Here is a 20,763-nt window from a genome sequence, read left to right on the forward strand (position 1 = left end):
CTCCTTTTTGTGTTATACTATTATTGGGATTAGAGATAAATAGTATAACGCATTCAAGGGGGATAACATATTATGACTCGTGTGGCAATTAATGGATTTGGACGTATTGGGAGAATGGTGTTTCGTCAAGCAATAAAAGAAAGCGCATTCGAAATTGTAGCAATCAATGCAAGCTATCCGTCCGAAACGTTAGCACATTTAATTAAATATGATACAGTACACGGTAAGTTTGCCGGAACAGTGGAAGCATTTGAAGATCACTTATTAGTAGATGGGAAAATGATTCGTCTTTTAAACAACCGTGATCCAAAGGAATTGCCTTGGACAGATCTAGGTGTTGAAGTTGTAATTGAAGCAACTGGTAAATTTAATTCAAAAGAAAAAGCAATTCTTCACGTTGAAGCTGGAGCGAAAAAAGTTATTTTAACAGCGCCTGGTAAAAATGAAGATGTAACAATTGTAGTTGGTGTGAACGAAGACCAATTAGATATTACAAAACATACCGTTATTTCAAATGCATCTTGTACAACAAACTGTTTAGCACCTGTTGTAAAGGTGTTAGATGAGCAGTTCGGAATTGAAAACGGTTTAATGACAACTGTTCACGCTTATACAAATGACCAAAAAAATATTGATAACCCACATAAAGATTTAAGAAGAGCACGTGCTTGCGGACAGTCAATTATTCCGACAACGACGGGTGCTGCGAAAGCGCTTGCAAAAGTTCTTCCGCATTTAAATGGAAAACTTCATGGTATGGCACTTCGTGTACCAACACCAAACGTGTCTCTTGTTGACTTAGTAGTAGATGTAAAACGTGATGTAACAGTTGAAGATATTAATGAAGCATTCAAAACTGTTGCAAACGGTGAGTTAAAAGGAATTGTAGAATTCAGTGAAGAGCCTTTAGTGTCTATCGACTTTAATACAAATACACACTCAGCTATTATTGATGGTTTATCTACAATGGTAATGGGTGATCGTAAAGTGAAAGTACTTGCTTGGTATGATAACGAGTGGGGCTACTCTCGTCGTGTTGTAGATCTTGTAACGTTAGTTGTTGATGAAATAGCGAAACAAAAAAATGTGCAACATATTTAAGTGAACGAGGGAGAGGGCAAGTGAAAATTTGCCCTCTTTTTTTAATTTTTTCTGAAAAGGAAAAAAATTATATGAGTATATTTTGGAAAGTGGACATACCAAAAACGTTGTGATTACTGTATTTGTGAATCATTTATTTTTTTTAGGGAAAAGTAAAGAGGAAAATATGACAGAAAATCGAAAAAACTGTTGTTGCAAAATGAAAATAAACAAAGTATACTAACACTCGTAAACTTAAGAGCTGAGGTACGTAGTCACTACTTAAAGGGTTAGGACCTCTCTGGACTAACTTTCCCCCGTGGTAGTGGAGCAAGCCAAATTGCAAATTAGTTTTCAATTCGAACAGTTAGAATAAATTTACAAGGGGGAACTGTAGAATGGATACTATGGATACGATGGGTCGTCACGTGATTGCTGAACTTTGGGATTGCGATTTCGACAAGCTTAATGACATGCCGTATATTGAACAATTATTTGTGGATGCAGCACTAAGAGCTGGTGCTGAAGTACGTGAGGTTGCTTTTCATAAATTTGCACCACAAGGTGTAAGTGGAGTAGTAATTATCTCGGAATCACATTTAACAATTCATAGCTTTCCGGAGCACGGTTACGCAAGTATTGATGTTTATACTTGTGGGGATCGTATTGATCCAAATGTTGCTGCAGAATATATTGCAGAAGGTTTAAACGCGAAAACGCGTGAGAGCATCGAGCTTCCTCGAGGCACTGGTAGCTTCGAAATTAAGCAGAGAGAAACAAAAGCTCTTTAAAAAAGAACATAATTGATTTAAAATGTAAAGAGGTGTATAATGCACCTCTTTTTTAGTTTATATAAAATAGGATCATGATATGTAATAACTTAGAGTGGTCAGTGTATAAGAATGAGTTATATAATATTGTATATATATTTTCACATGTAGGTGAGTAGCGAAAAAATAAAGATTATAGTGTAAAGGAGTGAATGAATTGCGTTGTCCATCCTGTTTTCATAATGGCACAAGAGTGTTAGATTCGCGTCCGGTAGACGAGGGGCGCTCTATTCGAAGAAGAAGAGAATGTGAAAGCTGTTTAAGTCGCTTTACAACATTTGAAAGAGTAGAAGAATCACCTCTTATCGTTGTTAAAAAAGAAGGAACACGAGAAGAGTTTAATAAAGAGAAGATTTTACGCGGTTTAATTAAAGCGTGTGAAAAAAGACCTGTATCTTTAAGGCAGTTAGAAGAAGTGACACAAAGTGTGGAGCGTGAACTTCGTAACTTAGGTATTTCAGAAGTGAAAAGTGATATGATTGGTGAAATTGTTATGGAAGAACTTCGTGATATTGATGATGTTGCTTATGTACGTTTTGCGTCTGTGTATCGTCAATTTAAAGATTTAAATGTATTTATTGAAGAATTAAAAGATATACTGCAAAAAGAGAGATAGTAGAAGGTGTAGTATACTCTCTTTATATACTGTAAGTAAATGAGATAAGAGAGCTAGAAGCGGAAGCTAATAGCTCTTTTTCGCTAAGAAATTATATAATAAAGATGAACGAGTGAAATATAGGTTAGATTGGATGAGAGAAAGGGAAAGCAAGAATGGAAAAACAGTCATGGATGGAGCTATTGCCGATTGATCGTTATAAGGTAAGTGCGAAAGGGTTGTTACATAATTACGACCGGAAAGTTTTAACAATGTTGTATCAGCCGTTAATAGGTAGTAGAGCTTTTAGCTTATACATGACGCTATGGGGGGAGCTTGAGCAAGATCGTGTATTTGGAAAAGAGAATACACATCACTCCCTTATGGTGACCATGCAAATGCAACTTCCTGAAATATATGAGGAACGAGTAAAGTTAGAGGCGATTGGGCTTTTAAATGTATATATTAAAAAAGAAAAAGATATTCGAATGTTTATATATGAGCTGCAACCACCGTTATCTCCGAAGCAGTTTTTTGATGATATTGTTTTAAGTATCTTTTTATACAATCGATTGAGTCGGACAAAATATAACCAAGTAAAGCAATATTTCTTAGAAGAAGAATTCGATTTTGCTTCTTATGAAAATGTTACGCGCTCCTTCAATGATGTATTTGATTCATTTAATCCAGGTCAGTTTGAGCATGCGCAAGAAGAACTTCGTATCCCAAAAACGACAACTATGCCAAGTAACGAGAAGGGGGATGTTCCGAAAGTTTGGAATGATTTCTTTGATTTCTCTTTATTTATGGAAGGATTATCAGCGCTAGTTCCTAAAAAGGCAATTACAGATCAAGTACGAGAGTGTATCATTACACTTGCCTATGTGTATGGTGTGGATGTGTTATCAATGCAAAATATCGTTCTTGGTACGGTGACAGAGGTGCAAACAATTGATATTGAAAGACTTCGAAAAGGAGCTCGTGATTGGTATCAATTTGAAAATGGTCAAGCATTACCAGTATTAAGTGAAAGAGTGCAACCTCATGCTGCACGTACTATGAAAGAGAAAGAGCCATCTACGCAAGAAGAAATGCTAATGAAGCAGTTAGAGGAAATATCGCCAAAACAACTATTGAAAGAAATTTCAGGTGGTGCAGAAGCAACGAAAGCAGACTTGCAAATTGTTGAGGATGTAATGATAAACCAAAAGTTAACGCCAGGGGTTGTGAATGTACTTATTTATTATGTTATGCTACGCTCAGATATGAAACTTGCGAAAACGTATGTTGAGAAGATTGCTGGACATTGGGCACGAAAAAAGGTCGGTACAGTAGCTGAAGCGATGGCGTTAGCGAAAGAAGAAAACCGTCAATATCAAGAGTGGGCTGAGACGAAGAAAAAAGGTCGTACGGCGAAGAAAACAGTGCGAAGAGAAATGGTGCCAGATTGGCTTAAAGAAGAGCCGAAAGAAGAAGTGAAAGAAACTGTGAAAACGGACGTGAGTGTTGAGAAAAATACAAGTTCGTTAGAAGATGAACGGAAGCGATTAGAAGAAGTGTTGAAAAAATATAAGCGTGATTAATAAAAAAGAATGAACGCTCTTTGAGGTGAGGAAATGGAGCATATTCAAAATTCATTTACGAAATTAATGGAAAATAAAAATTTTAAAAATAGATATGAAGTCTTAAAGACAGAAGTGATGGCGCATCCGCGTGTGAAAGCATTTATAGACGAACATAAAGGTGAAGTAACGACTTCTATGATTGAGCGTAGCCTTGTGAAGTTGTATGAATATATTGGACAAAGTGTAGGGTGTGCGGATTGTCCGGATTTAGGGTCATGTAAAAACATGCTACAAGGATATGAGCCGAAGCTCGTCATCCAAGGTAAGATGATTGATATTCAATACGATCGTTGCATTAGAAAAGTAGCGTATGATGAGAGAAAAAAATATGAAAAACTTGTTCAAAGTGTATATATGCCAGCTGACATTTTACAGGCAACTATGGAAAATTTAGACCCTTCAGAGTTAGATGCACGTATTGATGCAATAGGTGCAGCGAATGAATTTTTAAACACATACGAACCGGGTAAAAAAGTACAAGGTTTATATTTGTACGGTAAATTTGGTGTAGGGAAAACGTATCTTTTAGGCGCAATTGCAAATGAGCTTGCTCGAAAGAAAATTAGTTCGATGCTCGTATACTTCCCTGAATTTCTACGTGAAATTAAAAGTTCGATTCAAGATAATTCGATTGGTGAAAAGATTGATGCAGTTAAACGGGTACAAGTATTAATGTTAGATGATATCGGAGCAGAAGCGATGTCAAGTTTTGTGCGTGATGATGTGCTTGGCGCAATCTTGCAGTTCCGTATGTTAGAAAACTTACCGACGTTCTTTACGTCTAACTTTGATTTCAAGGAGTTGGAACATCATTTGACGTATACACAACGCGGTGAAGCAGAACAAATGAAAGCAGCGCGTATTATGGAGCGAATTAAATATTTAGCGAAGCCAATTCCAATTGGTGGGAAGAACCGTCGTCATAAGTAAAAGAGCAAGCTGAGAAGCTTGCTCTTTTTTTGTTATAGTGATGATTTTTTGGAGATAAGATCAAAGTATTCAAGGTGTCTAAAACTAACGCTTTCTTCATAACAATGTAGTAACTCTTAAGCGGTTTACATATGAAGAAGAAACCTTTCGATTTAATTTTTATAATGTATATACTCAAACATCTGAATACCGTCCGTTTATCCTAATTCGTGAGGGCTGATAATCAGTGGGGATGAACAAAAACCCGACCGATTAAAGTTTCACTTTATCATAATGGTCAAATTGTTGAAAATTCATAGTAGCTTGTATCATTTTTTTCTCTCCCCCTTAATATATATAAAATTAGCAAGCCATATCGAGTGGATTTTCTAACGATGGGAGATATATTTCTACTAAGAGTGAACTTCCACAGATCGGACTCTTATAGGATTTGTAACGTATAGATGCAATCCTTTAGAGCGGGGATAAAAGGGGGGACAAAAGTGATTGAAATTTGCTTCGAAGAAAAAAATGATGCTGCGCACGTATACAGACAACTAAAGAAAAGAACGGAATCTTTACACAAGGAAACAAGTGTATATTTAGATGGGAAAAAGGTTATTATTCATATACCATTATATGAATCGAATTATATTGAAAAGATTTTATTGCCAGTACTACTATATTTCATTATGAATGTGAAACAAAATGAATGGATTCATACCATTTTAAAGGAAAAGTTTTTTTACGAAGAACAAGAAGAGTGTCATCAAATCTTGCATATGGCACAGGAGATATTAAAAGAAAGAAGAAAAGGAGTGGCTCGTGATTTAACGCGTCATAAGTTTGAGACCTATATTATGTCATCTTTAAATGATTGGCTTTGTGATCCGCTTTCATTCTCGTTTTCATCATATGTTCGTTTTCGCCTTCGTACATATAGGGAAATAATAGCCAGACTTGCTGAAGTTGCAATTGATGAGTACAAAATGGAGCAAGAATATCAAATGTTCATTGAGACCCTTCGTCAACAAGTAAGTGGCCGGAAATCACGGTTGTCCTGTGTGCATCTTATTTTCGATGAAAGTTTTATTTTCTATGATGATAAAGGTAGACGTTTAAAACAGGAGAGGTTGGTCCAATATATAGATGAGGAATTATTAAAGCAAAAGGATGTATATATTGATACGAAAGTAATTGCACCGCTTCTTTCTATTTCGCCGAAAAAGATTTACTTATATACGAAAGAACAAGATCATAACATGATTGTTACTTTGCGAAATGTATTTCAAGAACGGGTCCAATTACATGGATTACATGAGTTTGAGCGCAATGTGAAAAATTTTAAAAATAAAGGTAACGCCCTTGATTTTCTAAGTTTTTGAGCATATAATTACCTACATAAATGAAATATATTGAAATGTCATGATGAGGACATGAGTAGTTATCTACGATTTTCAGAGAGGGAAGCCTTAGGGTGTGAGCTTCCTAGTACGGGATTATTACTTACCACCTCTAAACTTTAGCAGTGAACGATTTTTCTAGTAATTGCTAACGGACAACACCGTTATGTTGAACTTGAGCAATTAACAATCATGTTAATTGGAACAAGGGTGGAACCACGAATTCAACACTCGTCCCTTTTTACGGGATGAGTGTTTTTTATTTTGAGAAAAAGAGGAGTGACCAGTGATGGCAGATGTAGTTAAAATTACTTTCCCTGATGGAGCTGTGAAGGAGTTTCCAAAAGGCGTAACAACTGAAGAAATCGCAGCTTCTATTAGCCCAGGCTTAAAGAAAAAAGCTGTGGCTGGAAAATTAAACGATGAGATGATCGATCTTGTTACACCAATCGAAGAAGATGGTGCAGTTTCTATTATTACATTAGATTCTGAAGATGGCTTATATATTTTACGCCATTCAACAGCTCACCTTTTAGCACAAGCGTTAAAACGTTTATATAAAGATGTTAAGCTTGAGCTTGGCATTGGTCCAGTAATCGAAAATGGCTTCTACTACGATATTGATATGGAAGAAGCAATTACAGTTGAAGACTTCAAGAAAATCGAAAAAGAAATGCAAAAAATCGTGAACGAGAACTTAGAAATCGTTCGTCATGAAGTACCACGTGCAGAAGCGCTTCGTCGCTTTGAAGAAATCGGCGATGAGTTAAAATTAGATTTAATTAACGATCTTCCAGAAGATGCAGTTATTTCAATCTATGAGCAAGGCGAATTCTTCGACCTTTGCCGTGGTGTTCACCTTCCATCTACAGGAAAGATTAAAGTATTTAAATTATTAAGCGTTGCAGGTGCTTACTGGCGCGGCGATAGCAATAATAAAATGTTACAACGTATTTACGGTACTGCATTCGTTAAGAAAGCAGAATTAGATGAGCACTTACGTATGCTTGAAGAAGCAAAAGAGCGCGATCACCGTAAATTAGGTAAAGAATTAAAACTATTTACTAATAGCCAAAAAGTAGGACAAGGTTTACCGCTTTGGTTACCAAAAGGTGCAACAATTCGCCGTATTATCGAGCGTTATATCGTTGATAAAGAAGCAAGCTTAGGTTATGATCACGTATACACTCCAGTACTAGGAAGCAGAGAGCTATATGAAACTTCTGGTCACTGGAATCACTACCGTGACGGCATGTTCCCATCAATGGAAATGGATAATGAAGAATTAGTTCTTCGTCCAATGAACTGCCCTCACCATATGATGGTTTATAAAAATGATATTCACAGCTATCGTGAATTACCAATCCGTATTGCGGAACTTGGAACAATGCACCGTTACGAAATGTCAGGTGCGTTATCTGGACTACAACGTGTACGCGGAATGACTTTAAACGATGCGCACATTTTCGTTCGCCCAGATCAAATTAAAGAAGAGTTAAAACGTGTTGTAAACTTAACTTTAGAAGTGTACAAAGATTTCGGCTTAGAAAACTATTCATTCCGTCTATCTTATCGCGACCCAGCAGATACTAAAAAGTATTATGCTGATGATGAGATGTGGGAAAAAGCACAAGGTATGTTAAAAGAAGCTATGGATGAAATGGGTCTTGATTACTATGAAGCTGAAGGTGAAGCGGCATTCTACGGTCCAAAACTTGACGTTCAAGTTCGTACTGCTCTTGGAAAAGACGAAACACTTTCAACTGTACAATTAGACTTCTTACTTCCGGAACGCTTTGAATTAACTTACGTTGGTGAAGACGGTAAACAACATCGTCCAGTTGTAATCCACCGTGGTGTTGTATCAACTATGGAACGTTTCGTAGCCTTCTTAATTGAAGAATACAAAGGCGCATTCCCAACTTGGTTAGCTCCAGTTCAGGCGCAAGTAATTCCTGTTTCTCCGCAAGTGCATTTAGACTATGCGAAGAAAGTACAAGATGAATTACGACGTGCTGGTATCCGTGTTGAATTAGACACTCGTGAAGAGAAAATTGGTTACAAAATCCGTGAAGCACAAATGCAAAAAATCCCGTACATGCTTGTAGTAGGTGACAATGAAGTGGCTGAAAACGGCGTAAACGTACGTAAATATGGTGAACAAAAATCAGAAACAATTGCATTAGATGCTTTTGTTGACATGATTAAAGTAGAAGGAAAACGATAAGAAAGAGCCGCGGTATACCGCGGCTTTTCTATGTAATATAAGTGAAGAGAATTAGAAAAAATAACCATGTAACACTTATCATAAAAAAGTATTGCAAGTATGTTAGTTGTTTGTTACAATATTTCTTGTTGTTAGTAAAACACATCGCGTCTTCTTGACAGACGTCATGTCCTATGATAAACTCATCAAGGATAATAGAATATGGTTTTGGAACAAGTAGAAGCACCCGCTTCTCACCTGATGGACGCATTCGCAGTTAGCAGGTAAATGTATTTCTTACTTAAGATATTACAAGTGTGGGTGCCGTATGCCCGCACTTTTTTTGTTCGGGTTCTACAATTACAAAACATATTCTGAAAAAACCTTGGAGGTGGCTTACTATTAGCAAGGATATGATGATTAACGAGCAAATTCGTGCACGTGAAGTACGTTTAGTTGGTGCAAATGGCGATCAACTTGGAATCAAGTCTCGTAATGACGCTTTAGACTTAGCTGCAAATCTTAATCTTGATTTAGTATTAGTTGCTCCAAATGCGAAACCGCCAGTATGCCGCATTATGGACTACGGTAAATTCCGCTTTGAGCAACAGAAGAAAGAAAAAGAACAGCGCAAAAATCAAAAAGTAATCAGCATGAAAGAAGTTCGTTTAAGTCCAACAATTGATGAACACGACTTTAACACAAAACTTCGTAATGCTATCAAGTTTTTAGAGAAAGGCGACAAGGTTAAAGCGTCAATTCGCTTTAAAGGACGTGCCATTACTCATAAAGAAATCGGTCAACGTGTTTTAGATCGCTTCTCAGAAGCTTGTGCTGAAGTTAGTACAATTGAATCTAAGCCTAAAATGGAAGGACGTAGTATGTTCTTAGTTTTAGCACCGAAAAACGATAAGTAATAGATAGAGGAGGAAATACCTATGCCTAAACAAAAAACTCATCGCGGCGCTGCAAAGCGTTTCAAAAAGACTGGATCAGGTAAACTGAAACGTTCTCACGCTTACACAAGCCATTTATTCGCTAACAAATCTACAAAAGCTAAACGTAAACTACGTAAAGCTGGTGTAGTAAGCGCTGGTGACTTCAAACGCATTCGTCAAATGCTTGACAACTTAAAATAAGTTCGGCTGATATATAGAACAAACTAGGAGGTAATATTATGCCAAGAGTAAAAGGTGGTACAGTTACTCGTCAACGTCGTAAAAAAGTAATAAAATTAGCAAAAGGTTATTACGGTTCTAAAAATACATTATTCAAGGTTGCTAACCAACAGGTTATGAAATCTCTAATGTATGCATTCCGTGACCGCCGCCAAAAGAAACGTGACTTCCGTAAATTATGGATTACACGTATCAACGCAGCAGCTCGTATGAATGGTCTTTCTTACAGCCGCTTAATGCACGGTCTTAAAAATGCTGGCATCGAAGTTAACCGCAAGATGCTTGCTGACTTAGCTGTTCATGACGAAAAAGCTTTCGCTGAATTAGCAACAGTTGCAAAAAACAACATTAACTAATTAATTAGTTGAAACCTTAGAAGATTTTTCTTCTAAGGTTTTTTGTTTGTATTCAAAGAGAAGTATGTCGTTATCGATATGACAAAATCAATATAAAAGCTATAGCAATATAGAAGAATATATATATGAAGCCAGGAGAATCCTCCTGGCTCTTTTCAATTATACTTCTTTGGAAAGAAGAGTATCTTTCCTACCTGAAACGACACTGCTATAATGGAAAGATGATATGGAACTTTCATCAGATAAAATAATATTTTTATTAGTGGACAATCCCTGGATAAGTATTAACTATCACCAATCGGAGTGAATAATCTAATAGTGATGATTGAAACGTATTTGTAAATTAAGGACAAGCTATTTTGTAAAGAGATAAATGGCTGACTTATTAATAAGAAACGAAAATAATAATGAACTTTGAGATGAAACAACATTGTTGCATAAAATGCGATGTTGGAGGAGGACAATAGAATGGACTTACTACAACTATTTAAATTACAAAAAGAATTAGATGACCGTATTGCGAAAGAACATGACTTACAACCGAAAAAGTTGTTAAAAGAAAAAATGTTAGCTCTTCTTGTAGAAATTGGAGAACTTGCAAATGAAACACGTTGTTTTAAATATTGGAGCAATAAACCAGCATCAGAGCGTGAAGTAATATTAGAAGAATACGTAGATGGTTTGCATTTTATCTTATCAATCGGAATCGATTTAGGAATTGATAAAAACTTCTTATTCTATAAATGTGCGCAAACGAATAAAACACAAGTGGAAATTTTCTTAGACACATATGCGAAAGTGATTCGTTTTACAGATCAACCATCTATTACAAACTATATTGAATTATTTACAAGCTACCTTCGACTTGGACAAGCACTTGAGTTTGAACAAGAGGAGATTGAAAAAGCGTATTTAGACAAAAATGAAGTAAATCATCAGCGTCAAACACAAGGATACTAAGTTAATTTTTGAATATTTCAATTTCCTTTTGTATAATAAAGTGACTGAAGAAAAAGGAGGGTGTTGGCAATGACAAAATTAGACGCGACATTGACAATGCTAAAAGAATTAACAGACGCACGCGGTATTGCGGGTAATGAGCGCGAACCACGTGAAGTAATGAAGAAATATATTGAGCCGTTTGCAGATGAACTTTCTACTGATAATTTAGGAAGTTTAGTTGCGAAAAAAGTTGGGGAAGAAAATGGCCCGAAAATTATGGTTGCAGGTCATTTAGATGAAGTTGGCTTTATGCTTACGCAAATTGATGACAAAGGCTTCCTTCGTTTCCAAACGGTTGGTGGCTGGTGGTCGCAAGTTATGCTTGCACAGCGCGTAACAATTGTAACGCGTAAAGGAGATATAACAGGTGTGATTGGCTCGAAACCACCGCACATTTTACCTCCAGAAGCTCGTAAAAAGCCAGTTGACATTAAAGACATGTTCATCGATATTGGTGCTTCTAGCCAAGAAGAGGCAATGGAGTGGGGCGTAAGACCAGGGGATCAAGTTGTGCCTTACTTTGAATTCCAAGTAATGAAGAACGAAAAGATGTTACTTGCAAAAGCATGGGATAACCGAATCGGTTGTGCGATTGCAATTGACGTATTAAAACAATTAAAAGATGAAAAACATCCAAACGTTGTATACGGCGTTGGAACTGTACAAGAAGAGGTTGGTCTTCGTGGTGCAAAAACATCTGCGAATTATATCAAACCAGATATCGCATTCGCAGTAGATGTTGGTATCGCTGGAGATACACCGGGTGTAACGTCAAAAGAAGCGCAAAGTAAAATGGGCGATGGACCGCAGATCATTTTATATGATGCTTCTGTTATTGGCCATACAGGTTTACGTGATTTCGTTGTTGATGTTGCTGATGAATTACAAATTCCGTATCAGTATGATTCTGTAGCGGGCGGGGGAACAGATGCAGGAGCAATTCACATTTCTGTAAACGGTATTCCGTCTATGGCAATTACGATTGCGACACGCTACATTCATTCTCATGCGGCAATGTTACACCGTGATGACTATGAAAATGCAGTGAAGTTAATTGTAGAAGTTATTAAACGTCTTGATAAAGAGGCTGTACATAACATTACTTTTAATTAATAGAGAAAGCGAAGGGATTTTTTTCCTTCGCTTTTTGCATTTTAAAATGGTCTTTCTAACCCTGCTGCAGTATGAGCTCCTAAAATAATTAAGCGAGTTAATTGCATTGCCATGAAATGAGGGGTATAAATCATGCCTCTTTTTAACCATGACATAATCATTCCGATGTGAGCACCGGTAACGTAACTAATGAGAATATCACGGGGAACCATAAGTTCTTCATCATCTGGCTGTGAAATAGATAAACTCAATGTTAAATGTGTTTGGATTGTTTTCATCATTTTATAAGAGAAATTTCCAGCTGCTTTATCACCAAGCATAACGTTATAGAAATTTACATTTGCTGCAATATGTTCGAATAAAGCTAAAAAGGTTGGGTTTGGAGAATCAAATGTAAGTTGAAACTCTTCTTTGTTTTTATTTTTCGGTTTAATTACTTCCGTTAAGCTCTCTAACATTTCTTCAATGCTTTTGTCTAATAAATCATATTTATCATGGTAATGGCTATAAAATGTAGCGCGATTTACAGGAGCACGTTCCGCGATATGTTGCACAGTTACATTTTCGAAGCCCTTTTCGCCTACTAAAGCGACAAAAGCATCCTGTATGAGTTGTCTCGTTCGTTTTACACGTGGATCATTTGTATTTTTAATAGACATTTTTACTTCACCCCGTTTATTTTTTTTAACTTAAACAACACATATATAGTGTAATGTTGCTTAAACAACATATAGGTTTAAATTGTTGGTTGTAGATTCGGCATAATTATTTATAATTATAAACGATAGTCCTTCAGAAATCAGCACCGCTCGCAGACAGACGAAATAAGGTTTGTACTGCAAAGGGTGTGATTTTTTTGTTTAAAAGTTAATATAATTAACAATTAAACAATATAAACAATAAGGATGTAAATAGTTTAGAAAAAAATTATATGCGATATAAGGAGAGGAATGCAATGAATCAGTTTCGAAGAATGGTAATTATCAACATTATCACATTAATTGTATTAGTTGGCGGCGGTATTGGCGGTTATTACTATTACAATCAAACGGAAAACTATTTAAAAACAGACAATGCAAAAATTGACGGAAAGGTAATTCCAATTGCGTCACCAGTAGCGGGTAAATTAACCGACTGGAAAGCTGAAGTAGGCAAAAATTACAATGAGAACGATAAATTAGGTGCTGTTACTGTAGCGGCAGCAAATGGAGAACAAACAGTAGACGTAACAATTCCGCAAAATGCTACGGTTGTACAATCAAACGCAACAACAAATGCATTCGTTGGAGCGGGAAGCCCAATTGCTTACGCATTTGATATGAATAATTTATGGGTAACAGCAAACATTGAAGAGACAACTATTGATGATGTTCAAAAAGGTCAAACAGTAGATGTATATGTGGATGCATACCCAGATACAACGTTAACAGGAAAAGTAGAACAAGTTGGATTAACAACAGCGAATACATTCTCGATGTTACCATCAAGTAACGCAACAGCGAACTATACGAAAGTAAAGCAAGTTGTACCAGTTAAAATTTCTTTAGACCATAGTAAATCAGTAAATATTGTTCCTGGAATGAATGTGTCAGTTCGTATTCATAAGTAAGGGGGAGATGAGATGTCCTCAATTGCAATTGTAGGATATGCACTATTTTGTATAATCGTCTTCTTCCTTGTAAATCGTCTTTTACGAAAGAAAAAAACGAATATGGGAGAAGAACAAGTCCCAGCCGTAAGTAAAATAGAGGTAACTAAAGCAGAAACAGAACTTGAACAAAAACAAGAAACAGAAGCTTCTAACGTAGTGGAATTAGAAACAGGGAAGCAAGAGCAAGTGAAACAGGAAAAAGAAATGCTGAAGAGACAATTGCCGGTAGAGAATGTGAATGTAAAGGCAGTTGTAACTGTATTAATTCTTGGTATGTTCATTTCTATTTTAAATCAAACGATCATTAATGTTGCATTACCTCCATTAATGAACGAATTTAACGTATCAACTTCAACGGCCCAATGGTTAATTACAGGCTTCATGCTTGTAAACGGAATTTTAGTACCGATTAGTGCCTTTTTAGTTTCACGATTTACGTATCGTAAATTATTCGTAGCGGCAATGTTATTCTTCACAGTAGGATCTATCATTTGTGCTACATCAGGTAACTTTACAATGATGATGACGGGCCGTATTATTCAAGCGGTCGGTGCGGGTATTTTAATGCCGGTTGGTATGAATATCTTCATGACATTATTCCCGCCTCATAAGCGCGGAGCAGCGATGGGATTACTAGGGGTAGCAATGATTTTAGCGCCAGCTATCGGACCAACTATAACAGGTTGGGTGATTGAAAATTATAGCTGGAACTTAATGTTCTACGGTATGTTTGTGATCGGTTTAATTATTACGTTCTTATCTTTAAAATTCTTCACACTGGCACAGCCGGTGTCTAAAACAAAGTTAGATGTATTTGGTGTTATTAGTTCAAGTATTGGACTAGGAAGCTTACTGTACGGATTTAGTGAGGCTGGAAATAATGGCTGGACTAGTGCAGAAGTTATTATAACACTTATCATCGGTGTCATTGGTTTAGCAGTATTTATTTGGAGAGAGTTAACAACGGACAATAAAATGCTTGATTTGCAAGTATTTAAATATCCAACGTTCACTTTCACATTAGTAATTAACGCAATCGTAACGATGGCATTATTCGGAGGTATGTTATTACTTCCAGTATACTTGCAAAACATTCGCGGTTTTACACCGATGGAATCAGGTTTATTATTACTTCCAGGATCATTAATTATGGGGATTATGGGACCAGTTGCAGGTAAACTATTTGATAAGTATGGTATTCGTCCGTTAGCAATTGTTGGATTAGCCATTACAACATTTGCGACATATAAATTTACAACGTTATCGATGGATACACCGTATAGCGTTATTATGACAGATTATATTATACGTTCAATTGGTATGTCATTCATTATGATGCCAATTATGACAGCTGGTATGAACGCACTGCCGATGAAATTAATTTCTCACGGTACAGCAACGCAAAATACGTCAAGACAAGTAGCTGGTTCAATTGGAACAGCGATATTAATCACGCTTATGACGCAACAAACTACTGCTCACGTAGCGGATTACGGCAATATGTTAACAACGTCAAACCCAATTTTAGTTGATAAAGTACACGGTATGGGTCAAAGCTTAGCGGCATTAGCCGGGTCAGCTCAAGCAGGAGATGCTATGAGCACGCAACTATTATTCGGACAAATTTCAAAGCTATCTGCAATTAACGGCATTAACGATGCCTTCTTAATTGCAACAATATTAGCAGGTATTGCTTGGGTGTTATCGTTCTTCTTACCATCAGGCAATAAACGAAATAGAAAAGCAGGGAATTAATTTCCCTGCTTTTCTATGTTTTTATGTAGTTAAATATAAAAGGTGATAAGCAGTCAAAGAGCATAATCCCGTTATAAACAAAATTATCCCCATAGAACGAATATGTGTGAATTGTCTCCCGCTTATAATAGCTAATAGTCCGGCTAAAGGGAAGAAGCTCCAATATAAAGTTCCTGAAATTGGGAGCATCCGCTCTAAATCTATTCCATAGCCTATACAAATGATAGGAACAGCGATAAGCAATATACTAATCAATCCCGCTATAAAGGTAAGTGATTTTCGGTATTTAATTCCGGCAGCAATTAAAAAAATACCCACGATGAATTCGCATAGCATCAAAATAGGGCCTAAGATAATCCAAACTAACAATCCGGTAACTTCCATGTGTAATAACTCCTTAACGAATGAAATATGAATCAGGCATAGACATGAGCTGATAACAAATAGCTGCGAACGGTCCTAACGAGAAAATAATGAATCCCATATTACGTATACTTTTAATTTTTGAACGTGCCCCATTAATCCCTGCTAATAAACCAGCTAGAGAGAAAAGCATCCAATATAGAACCGCTGGAATATGAAGAACATCCTCTCCGTTTATACCTTTGTTCAAAAAAATAAAAGGCATTATAACGAATGAGCAGCAAATAATCCCCATTAAAATAGCAAGGAATTTACGATGAATAATTCCGGTTACCACTAAAAAAATACCACCAGCAATTCCGCACAACATGAGAAGTGGCATGAAAAGCATCCAAATAATACTGAACATATGTAAACTCCTTTTATGTTAATTAAGTAATATTTTACTACATGAGTTTTATTTTGGATATTATTAATGAAAATGAATAATTTGATAGGAATGTATGGATGATGTGTTATTGGCTCTTAGAAAAGCTAGGGGATAGTGTGACGGGAGAAGCGTTTGAAGTTATTATAAAAGAGTGAAAGAGGTATCGTGATGATACCTCTTTTTTACGTTGAAAAGGCGATTATATTAGTCAAAATATGTAATAGTATAGCTGGAATAACAGATTTAGTTTGTTTGTACAATAAACAAGCAAATATTCCCGTCATAAATGCGCTAACCATAATTCCCACAGAGTACGTATGAGCAATGCCGAAAATTAAACTTGAGAGAATTACAGCTGACCAAAAGGTAAACTTCTCTTCGAAAAAACGAAGAAGAATACCTCTGCATACAAGCTCTTCAAAAATAGGTGCAAAAATCCCACCAGCTAGAAGTAAGAGAAGTGGATAGTGCTCTAGTGCTGAAAGTTGCAATGCATCAGACTGTTCTTGTACGGATGAAGGGAATAATTTATCTAACACAAGCATATCTACAAATAGGGTGAGTACATAATAAATGAGAACATAGATGTACATCTGAAAAGATTTTAAAACTCGAAAATCAAATATAGGTAATACTAGTTCTTTCAGTGGTTTATATTTCGTGATAAATACGATTAGTAAAAGTAAGGCAACTAATTCATAACTTACATTTTCTATAGAATCAAGCAAAAAATTATTTGTATCTGGGTTAATGTATCCATATAACTCAATAGGTAAAAGTGTAAGGAGTATATTTATTAATGAGAGACATGGGAAGAGAATGAATAAAACTCCAAGAAATTGTAACCATGACATGGAGTTGTTCTGTTCGTGTGGAATTTGTGTAGCGGGTTGCATATGTTCAAATCACCTCTTTATATTTATATATAAAATTATAATTGATTTGAATTTGGAATGTTACGTTTAAATATTACATACAAGATTCGAATTTGAAATATTGTGTGTATTTTTTTAGGGGAAAATAATAAAAGAGGTATCACACTGTAGTGATGCCTCTTTCTCATTGGTAAATGCGTTCTGCCTTGTTATTCGATTTCGATTGCTCTATTTGCAATTCACGCTCTACCAACCGGTCTAATTGTTGAATTGCTTTCAATGCTTTTTCATAAGAAATCGTTCTATAATGATGTGCCCCGCCCGGTTCTTCATCGGCTTCATCCGCCCACTTAATAACGTTTTGTAGAGGGGTTCTTTCAAGCGTTTGTTCTAGTAGGAAAGAATCGGTGTGCAGAAGAATGGCAACGGAAATTTCTTTTGCTAGTTTCGGATGTTCTCCTAATCTAATAAGCAATTTATGAGCTCTTTCTGCTCCTTTAATTGCATGTATATCATTCTTTTTATACAAGTCATAGTCCCATTCGCCACCTGTGTACCACGTATGGTGTCCGATATCATGAAGGAAACCAGCCTTTGTCGCAGCATCGACTGAGGCGTGATGCTTTTTAGCTAGGTGAAACGCATGGTAAGCGACAGCAATCGCGTGGACCATTCCAGAACGGTTTACATATTTTTGTGTAATGTGATGTTTAAAAACTTGTTCAAGCGTAATACGATGCATAAAACATTCACTCCTTTTATCTTATGGTGTCTATAAAGAAAATCGATCGGTTTAAATGTATTTTGAACATTGTACTCCATCAATCAGCGTTAGTAAAGTAGAAATGTTTAGGAGAAGAAAAAATTTTTTTCGTAAAAAAATCACCTCGGCTTATGCTAAGGTGATTTTCAAATTACTTATTTTTTTAATCCTTGCTCCAGTGTTTCTAGCATTTCGTGTTTTTCATTTTCATCAGCATTTTTCCAAATGACTTCGAATAAAACGCCAAGACCTGGAAGCATTTTTTCTTCACCGCTTTGAATTGCATCGACAATCGTTTCTTGTAATTGGTCTTGTGAATTTCCAGTCACATTCGCTAATACAGCGCCGCGTAAATTAAAACTCATGATTTTCACCTCTTCTTCAGAATTGAAACTGACGTTAGTTTTTGTTCTTTTTTATGTAAATATGTATGAAAAATAGGCTATAATGATAAGACAAGAAGAGAGGGAAATACATATTATGAAAAACATTGATTCAGTACAAAATCCGCGTGTGAAGCAGTGGAAGAAGCTGCAGACGAAAAAAGAGCGCGATAAAAAAGGTTTATTTTTTGTAGAAGGATTCCATTTAGTAGAGGAAGCTTTAAAGGCGGGAGTTGTAACAGAACTTATCGTTTCAGATCAGACAGATCTTCCGAAAGATTGGACAGTTAATGATGTTGAAATGTATATCGTGCCTGAAGCAATTGTAAAAGTACTTCGCGAAACAGAAACAACGCAAGGAGTATTTGCTGTTTGTGAGAAACATGAGAAAGAAGTAGCTCTTATTGATGGGAAATTTCTTTTATTAGACGGCCTTCAAGACCCAGGTAATTTAGGAACAATTATTCGTACAGCTGATGCAGCTGGTATTCATGCCGTTGTGCTTGGAGAAGGGTGCGTTGATGTTTATAATAGTAAAGTACTACGATCTACACAAGGTTCTATTTTCCACTTACCGGTTGTAAAAGGGAACTTAGAAGAATGGGTAGACAAGTTAAAAGAAAATAACGTTCCTGTATATGGAACAGCTCTTGAAAATGGAGTTCCGCACGTTGAAGTAACACCGGCTGGAAGTTTTGCATTAATTGTAGGAAATGAAGGAAGCGGCGTACGCCAAGAAATTCTTGCAAAAACTGATCAAAACTTGTATATTCCGATTTATGGCGGGGCAGAATCATTAAATGTTGCGGTTGCAGCAGGGATTTTAACGTATTATTTACAAAGCCCAGTTGCGAACAAATAAAAAACTTCTTATAATAAGTTGAAGTATACGTTCGTAATGAACATACAATAAAAGTTAAATAACGAAAAACGTTGATAGAGAAGAGTAGCTTACAAAATCGCCATATAGGGAGAGAGTGCCGTAGACTGAAAGCATTCTTATGGTAGACGGAAGTGAATTCACCTCTGGAGTTGACGCCAGGACCATTTATATGTAAAGGCGTTCCGGTCAGAATTGATCGTTATAACTAATGAGTGGGCAGACTTGTTCTGTCAATTTAGGGTGGTACCGCGAATTTACCTCGTCCCTTTTTGGGAGCGAGGTTTTTTTATTTTTAAAATTAGGAGGGTTCCAAATGGAAGCACGTTTAAAAGAGCTAAAGCAAAAAGCGTTAGAGCTTATTGAAGAAGCGAAAGAGCTAAAAGGCTTAAACGATGTACGCGTAGCGTATTTAGGGAAGAAAGGCCCAATTACAGAAGTATTACGCGGCATGGGAAAATTATCAGCAGAAGAGCGTCCACGTATGGGAGCATTAGTAAATGAAGTACGTGAAGCGATTCAAACGCGTCTAGACGACAAAATTGGTAACTTAGAAAAAGCAGTAATTGAAGCGAAATTGGCTACTGAAACAATTGATGTTACCTTGCCAGGTCGTCCTGTTGAAACAGGTTGTCACCATCCGTTAACAGCTGTTGTTGAACAAATTGAAGATGTATTTATCGGTATGGGTTATGAAGTAGCTGAAGGAACAGAAGTAGAAAAAGACTACTACAACTTCGAAGCATTAAACTTACCGAAAGATCACCCAGCGCGTGATATGCAAGATACATTCTACATTACAGAAGAAACGTTACTACGTACACATACATCTTCTGTGCAAGCACGTACGATGGAAAATAATAAAGAAAAAGGCCCGATCAAAATTATTTGTCCTGGTAAAGTGTATCGCCGCGATGACGATGATGCGACGCATTCACACCAATTCATGCAAATTGAAGGTCTTGTAATTGATAAAAACATTCGCATGAGTGACTTAAAAGGTACACTGCAAGTATTCGTGAAAAAGATGTTCGGTGAAGATCGTGAAATTCGTCTTCGTCCAAGTTTCTTCCCATTCACAGAGCCATCTGTAGAGATGGATATTTCTTGTATGATGTGTCACGGCAAAGGTTGCGGCACTTGTAAAGGAACTGGCTGGATTGAAATTTTAGGCGCAGGTATGGTTCACCCGAACGTACTTGAAATGGCTGGTTATGATTCAAAAGAATATCAAGGTTTCGCATTCGGTATGGGCGCAGAGCGTATCGCAATGTTGAAATACGGCGTAGATGACATTCGTCATTTCTATACAAATGATGTACGTTTCCTACAACAATTCAAACGAGCGTAAGGGAAGGAGAGGATA

Annotated in this window: 22 protein-coding genes and 3 other annotated features; of the genes, 16 read left to right on the top strand and 6 right to left on the bottom strand. The window is 36.5% G+C overall.

Annotation, left to right across the window (positions count from 1 at the left end; all coding sequences use genetic code 11):
* Positions 1-72 precede the first annotated feature (72 nt).
* The 12 genes from JDS80_RS12555 (at position 73) to JDS80_RS12610 (ending at position 12,297) form a co-directional block, all read left to right on the top strand.
* The gene (locus JDS80_RS12555; RefSeq protein ID WP_199638670.1) at positions 73-1,101 is read left to right on the top strand and encodes a glyceraldehyde-3-phosphate dehydrogenase; all 1,029 of its coding nucleotides are present in this window, start codon (positions 73-75) and stop codon (positions 1,099-1,101) included.
* Between the two features lie 386 nt (positions 1,102-1,487).
* A complete protein-coding gene (gene speD, locus JDS80_RS12560) occupies positions 1,488-1,871 on the top strand; it encodes an adenosylmethionine decarboxylase (RefSeq protein ID WP_002003660.1) in 384 nt (127 codons plus the stop codon).
* A gap of 196 nt (positions 1,872-2,067) precedes the next feature.
* Positions 2,068-2,526 (top strand): transcriptional regulator NrdR, encoded by a 459-nt coding sequence (nrdR, locus tag JDS80_RS12565; RefSeq protein WP_199638672.1) that lies wholly within the window; start codon positions 2,068-2,070, stop codon positions 2,524-2,526.
* Between the two features lie 155 nt (positions 2,527-2,681).
* Entirely contained in the window at positions 2,682-4,088 is a 1,407-nt protein-coding gene (locus JDS80_RS12570) for a replication initiation and membrane attachment family protein (RefSeq protein ID WP_071748273.1), read from the top strand.
* Between the two features lie 33 nt (positions 4,089-4,121).
* The gene (gene dnaI / locus JDS80_RS12575) at positions 4,122-5,060 is read left to right on the top strand and encodes a primosomal protein DnaI (protein ID WP_071748272.1); all 939 of its coding nucleotides are present in this window, start codon (positions 4,122-4,124) and stop codon (positions 5,058-5,060) included.
* A gap of 482 nt (positions 5,061-5,542) precedes the next feature.
* Positions 5,543-6,424 carry a putative sporulation protein YtxC gene (gene ytxC, locus JDS80_RS12580; protein WP_199638674.1) on the top strand — a complete coding sequence of 294 codons (882 nt, stop codon included), beginning with the start codon at positions 5,543-5,545 and terminating at the stop codon, positions 6,422-6,424.
* Between the two features lie 31 nt (positions 6,425-6,455).
* Positions 6,456-6,684: a binding site (T-box leader), on the top strand.
* A 47-nt stretch (positions 6,685-6,731) separates the two neighbouring features.
* Positions 6,732-8,669: a threonine--tRNA ligase gene (gene thrS / locus JDS80_RS12585; protein ID WP_071748270.1), complete on the top strand. Its 1,938-nt coding sequence runs from the start codon at positions 6,732-6,734 to the stop codon at positions 8,667-8,669.
* Positions 8,670-8,877: 208 nt separating this feature from the next.
* Positions 8,878-8,998: a sequence feature (ribosomal protein L20 leader region), on the top strand.
* Between the two features lie 63 nt (positions 8,999-9,061).
* Entirely contained in the window at positions 9,062-9,565 is a 504-nt protein-coding gene (gene infC / locus JDS80_RS12590; RefSeq protein ID WP_000973214.1) for a translation initiation factor IF-3, read from the top strand.
* Between the two features lie 21 nt (positions 9,566-9,586).
* On the top strand, positions 9,587-9,787 hold the full coding sequence (gene rpmI / locus JDS80_RS12595) for a 50S ribosomal protein L35 (protein WP_001125945.1): 201 nt from the start codon (positions 9,587-9,589) through the stop codon (positions 9,785-9,787).
* 38 nt (positions 9,788-9,825) lie between these two features.
* The gene (rplT, locus tag JDS80_RS12600) at positions 9,826-10,182 is read left to right on the top strand and encodes a 50S ribosomal protein L20 (RefSeq protein WP_001138362.1); all 357 of its coding nucleotides are present in this window, start codon (positions 9,826-9,828) and stop codon (positions 10,180-10,182) included.
* Positions 10,183-10,650: 468 nt separating this feature from the next.
* On the top strand, positions 10,651-11,142 hold the full coding sequence (locus tag JDS80_RS12605; protein ID WP_000365050.1) for a dUTP diphosphatase: 492 nt from the start codon (positions 10,651-10,653) through the stop codon (positions 11,140-11,142).
* Positions 11,143-11,211: 69 nt separating this feature from the next.
* The gene (locus JDS80_RS12610; protein ID WP_000163562.1) at positions 11,212-12,297 is read left to right on the top strand and encodes a M42 family metallopeptidase; all 1,086 of its coding nucleotides are present in this window, start codon (positions 11,212-11,214) and stop codon (positions 12,295-12,297) included.
* A gap of 41 nt (positions 12,298-12,338) precedes the next feature.
* Here JDS80_RS12610 and JDS80_RS12615 read toward each other — a convergent pair whose 3' ends face one another.
* The gene (locus tag JDS80_RS12615) at positions 12,339-12,956 is read right to left on the bottom strand and encodes a TetR/AcrR family transcriptional regulator (RefSeq protein ID WP_071771033.1); all 618 of its coding nucleotides are present in this window, start codon (positions 12,954-12,956) and stop codon (positions 12,339-12,341) included.
* 296 nt (positions 12,957-13,252) lie between these two features.
* On the opposite strand from JDS80_RS12615, the gene JDS80_RS12620 reads away from it, so the two are divergent.
* Positions 13,253-13,906, top strand: a complete 654-nt coding sequence (locus JDS80_RS12620) for an HlyD family secretion protein (protein WP_071771032.1) — start codon at positions 13,253-13,255, stop codon at positions 13,904-13,906.
* A 12-nt stretch (positions 13,907-13,918) separates the two neighbouring features.
* Positions 13,919-15,703, top strand: a complete 1,785-nt coding sequence (locus tag JDS80_RS12625) for a DHA2 family efflux MFS transporter permease subunit (RefSeq protein WP_199638676.1) — start codon at positions 13,919-13,921, stop codon at positions 15,701-15,703.
* Positions 15,704-15,724: 21 nt separating this feature from the next.
* Here JDS80_RS12625 and JDS80_RS12630 read toward each other — a convergent pair whose 3' ends face one another.
* From JDS80_RS12630 to sspI, 5 genes are all read right to left on the bottom strand, one after another.
* On the bottom strand, positions 15,725-16,087 hold the full coding sequence (locus JDS80_RS12630; protein WP_199638678.1) for an ammonia permease: 363 nt from the start codon (positions 16,085-16,087) through the stop codon (positions 15,725-15,727).
* 13 nt (positions 16,088-16,100) lie between these two features.
* Entirely contained in the window at positions 16,101-16,475 is a 375-nt protein-coding gene (locus tag JDS80_RS12635) for an ammonia permease (protein WP_199638680.1), read from the bottom strand.
* 203 nt (positions 16,476-16,678) lie between these two features.
* Positions 16,679-17,392: a CPBP family intramembrane glutamic endopeptidase gene (locus tag JDS80_RS12640; protein ID WP_199638682.1), complete on the bottom strand. Its 714-nt coding sequence runs from the start codon at positions 17,390-17,392 to the stop codon at positions 16,679-16,681.
* Between the two features lie 163 nt (positions 17,393-17,555).
* Complete coding sequence (locus JDS80_RS12645; RefSeq protein ID WP_071771029.1) at positions 17,556-18,113, bottom strand: HD domain-containing protein; 558 nt, start codon at positions 18,111-18,113, stop codon at positions 17,556-17,558.
* Positions 18,114-18,289: 176 nt separating this feature from the next.
* A complete protein-coding gene (sspI, locus tag JDS80_RS12650; RefSeq protein ID WP_000009515.1) occupies positions 18,290-18,499 on the bottom strand; it encodes a small acid-soluble spore protein SspI in 210 nt (69 codons plus the stop codon).
* Positions 18,500-18,581: 82 nt separating this feature from the next.
* On the opposite strand from sspI, the gene JDS80_RS12655 reads away from it, so the two are divergent.
* Together JDS80_RS12655 and pheS are read left to right on the top strand one after the other, a co-directional pair.
* A complete protein-coding gene (locus tag JDS80_RS12655) occupies positions 18,582-19,379 on the top strand; it encodes a TrmH family RNA methyltransferase (protein ID WP_071748261.1) in 798 nt (265 codons plus the stop codon).
* Positions 19,380-19,441: 62 nt separating this feature from the next.
* Positions 19,442-19,670 (top strand) — a binding site (T-box leader).
* Positions 19,671-19,713: 43 nt separating this feature from the next.
* The gene (pheS, locus tag JDS80_RS12660) at positions 19,714-20,748 is read left to right on the top strand and encodes a phenylalanine--tRNA ligase subunit alpha (RefSeq protein ID WP_000388217.1); all 1,035 of its coding nucleotides are present in this window, start codon (positions 19,714-19,716) and stop codon (positions 20,746-20,748) included.
* Positions 20,749-20,763: the final 15 nt, after the last annotated feature.

Origin of the sequence: Bacillus cereus group sp. N8 (assembly GCF_016483685.1) — a bacterium.
In the GTDB taxonomy this organism is placed as follows: domain Bacteria; phylum Bacillota; class Bacilli; order Bacillales; family Bacillaceae_G; genus Bacillus_A; species Bacillus_A proteolyticus.

Excerpts from the sequence above, each read along its gene's own strand:
- infC (WP_000973214.1), top strand. The coding sequence starts at position 9,062 with ATGATGATTAACGAGCAAATTCGTGCACGTGAAGTACGTTTAGTTGGT.
- rplT (WP_001138362.1), top strand. The coding sequence starts at position 9,826 with ATGCCAAGAGTAAAAGGTGGTACAGTTACTCGTCAACGTCGTAAAAAA.
- JDS80_RS12605 (WP_000365050.1), top strand. The coding sequence starts at position 10,651 with ATGGACTTACTACAACTATTTAAATTACAAAAAGAATTAGATGACCGT.
- speD (WP_002003660.1), top strand. The coding sequence starts at position 1,488 with ATGGATACGATGGGTCGTCACGTGATTGCTGAACTTTGGGATTGCGAT.
- JDS80_RS12555 (WP_199638670.1), top strand. The coding sequence starts at position 73 with ATGACTCGTGTGGCAATTAATGGATTTGGACGTATTGGGAGAATGGTG.
- JDS80_RS12655 (WP_071748261.1), top strand. The coding sequence starts at position 18,582 with ATGATAAGACAAGAAGAGAGGGAAATACATATTATGAAAAACATTGAT.
- JDS80_RS12640 (WP_199638682.1), bottom strand. The coding sequence starts at position 17,392 with ATGCAACCCGCTACACAAATTCCACACGAACAGAACAACTCCATGTCA.
- JDS80_RS12635 (WP_199638680.1), bottom strand. The coding sequence starts at position 16,475 with ATGTTCAGTATTATTTGGATGCTTTTCATGCCACTTCTCATGTTGTGC.
- JDS80_RS12630 (WP_199638678.1), bottom strand. The coding sequence starts at position 16,087 with ATGGAAGTTACCGGATTGTTAGTTTGGATTATCTTAGGCCCTATTTTG.
- JDS80_RS12620 (WP_071771032.1), top strand. The coding sequence starts at position 13,253 with ATGAATCAGTTTCGAAGAATGGTAATTATCAACATTATCACATTAATT.
- JDS80_RS12615 (WP_071771033.1), bottom strand. The coding sequence starts at position 12,956 with ATGTCTATTAAAAATACAAATGATCCACGTGTAAAACGAACGAGACAA.
- rpmI (WP_001125945.1), top strand. The coding sequence starts at position 9,587 with ATGCCTAAACAAAAAACTCATCGCGGCGCTGCAAAGCGTTTCAAAAAG.
- JDS80_RS12645 (WP_071771029.1), bottom strand. The coding sequence starts at position 18,113 with ATGCATCGTATTACGCTTGAACAAGTTTTTAAACATCACATTACACAA.
- JDS80_RS12625 (WP_199638676.1), top strand. The coding sequence starts at position 13,919 with ATGTCCTCAATTGCAATTGTAGGATATGCACTATTTTGTATAATCGTC.
- JDS80_RS12570 (WP_071748273.1), top strand. The coding sequence starts at position 2,682 with ATGGAAAAACAGTCATGGATGGAGCTATTGCCGATTGATCGTTATAAG.
- thrS (WP_071748270.1), top strand. The coding sequence starts at position 6,732 with ATGGCAGATGTAGTTAAAATTACTTTCCCTGATGGAGCTGTGAAGGAG.
- pheS (WP_000388217.1), top strand. The coding sequence starts at position 19,714 with ATGGAAGCACGTTTAAAAGAGCTAAAGCAAAAAGCGTTAGAGCTTATT.
- JDS80_RS12610 (WP_000163562.1), top strand. The coding sequence starts at position 11,212 with ATGACAAAATTAGACGCGACATTGACAATGCTAAAAGAATTAACAGAC.
- sspI (WP_000009515.1), bottom strand. The coding sequence starts at position 18,499 with ATGAGTTTTAATTTACGCGGCGCTGTATTAGCGAATGTGACTGGAAAT.
- dnaI (WP_071748272.1), top strand. The coding sequence starts at position 4,122 with ATGGAGCATATTCAAAATTCATTTACGAAATTAATGGAAAATAAAAAT.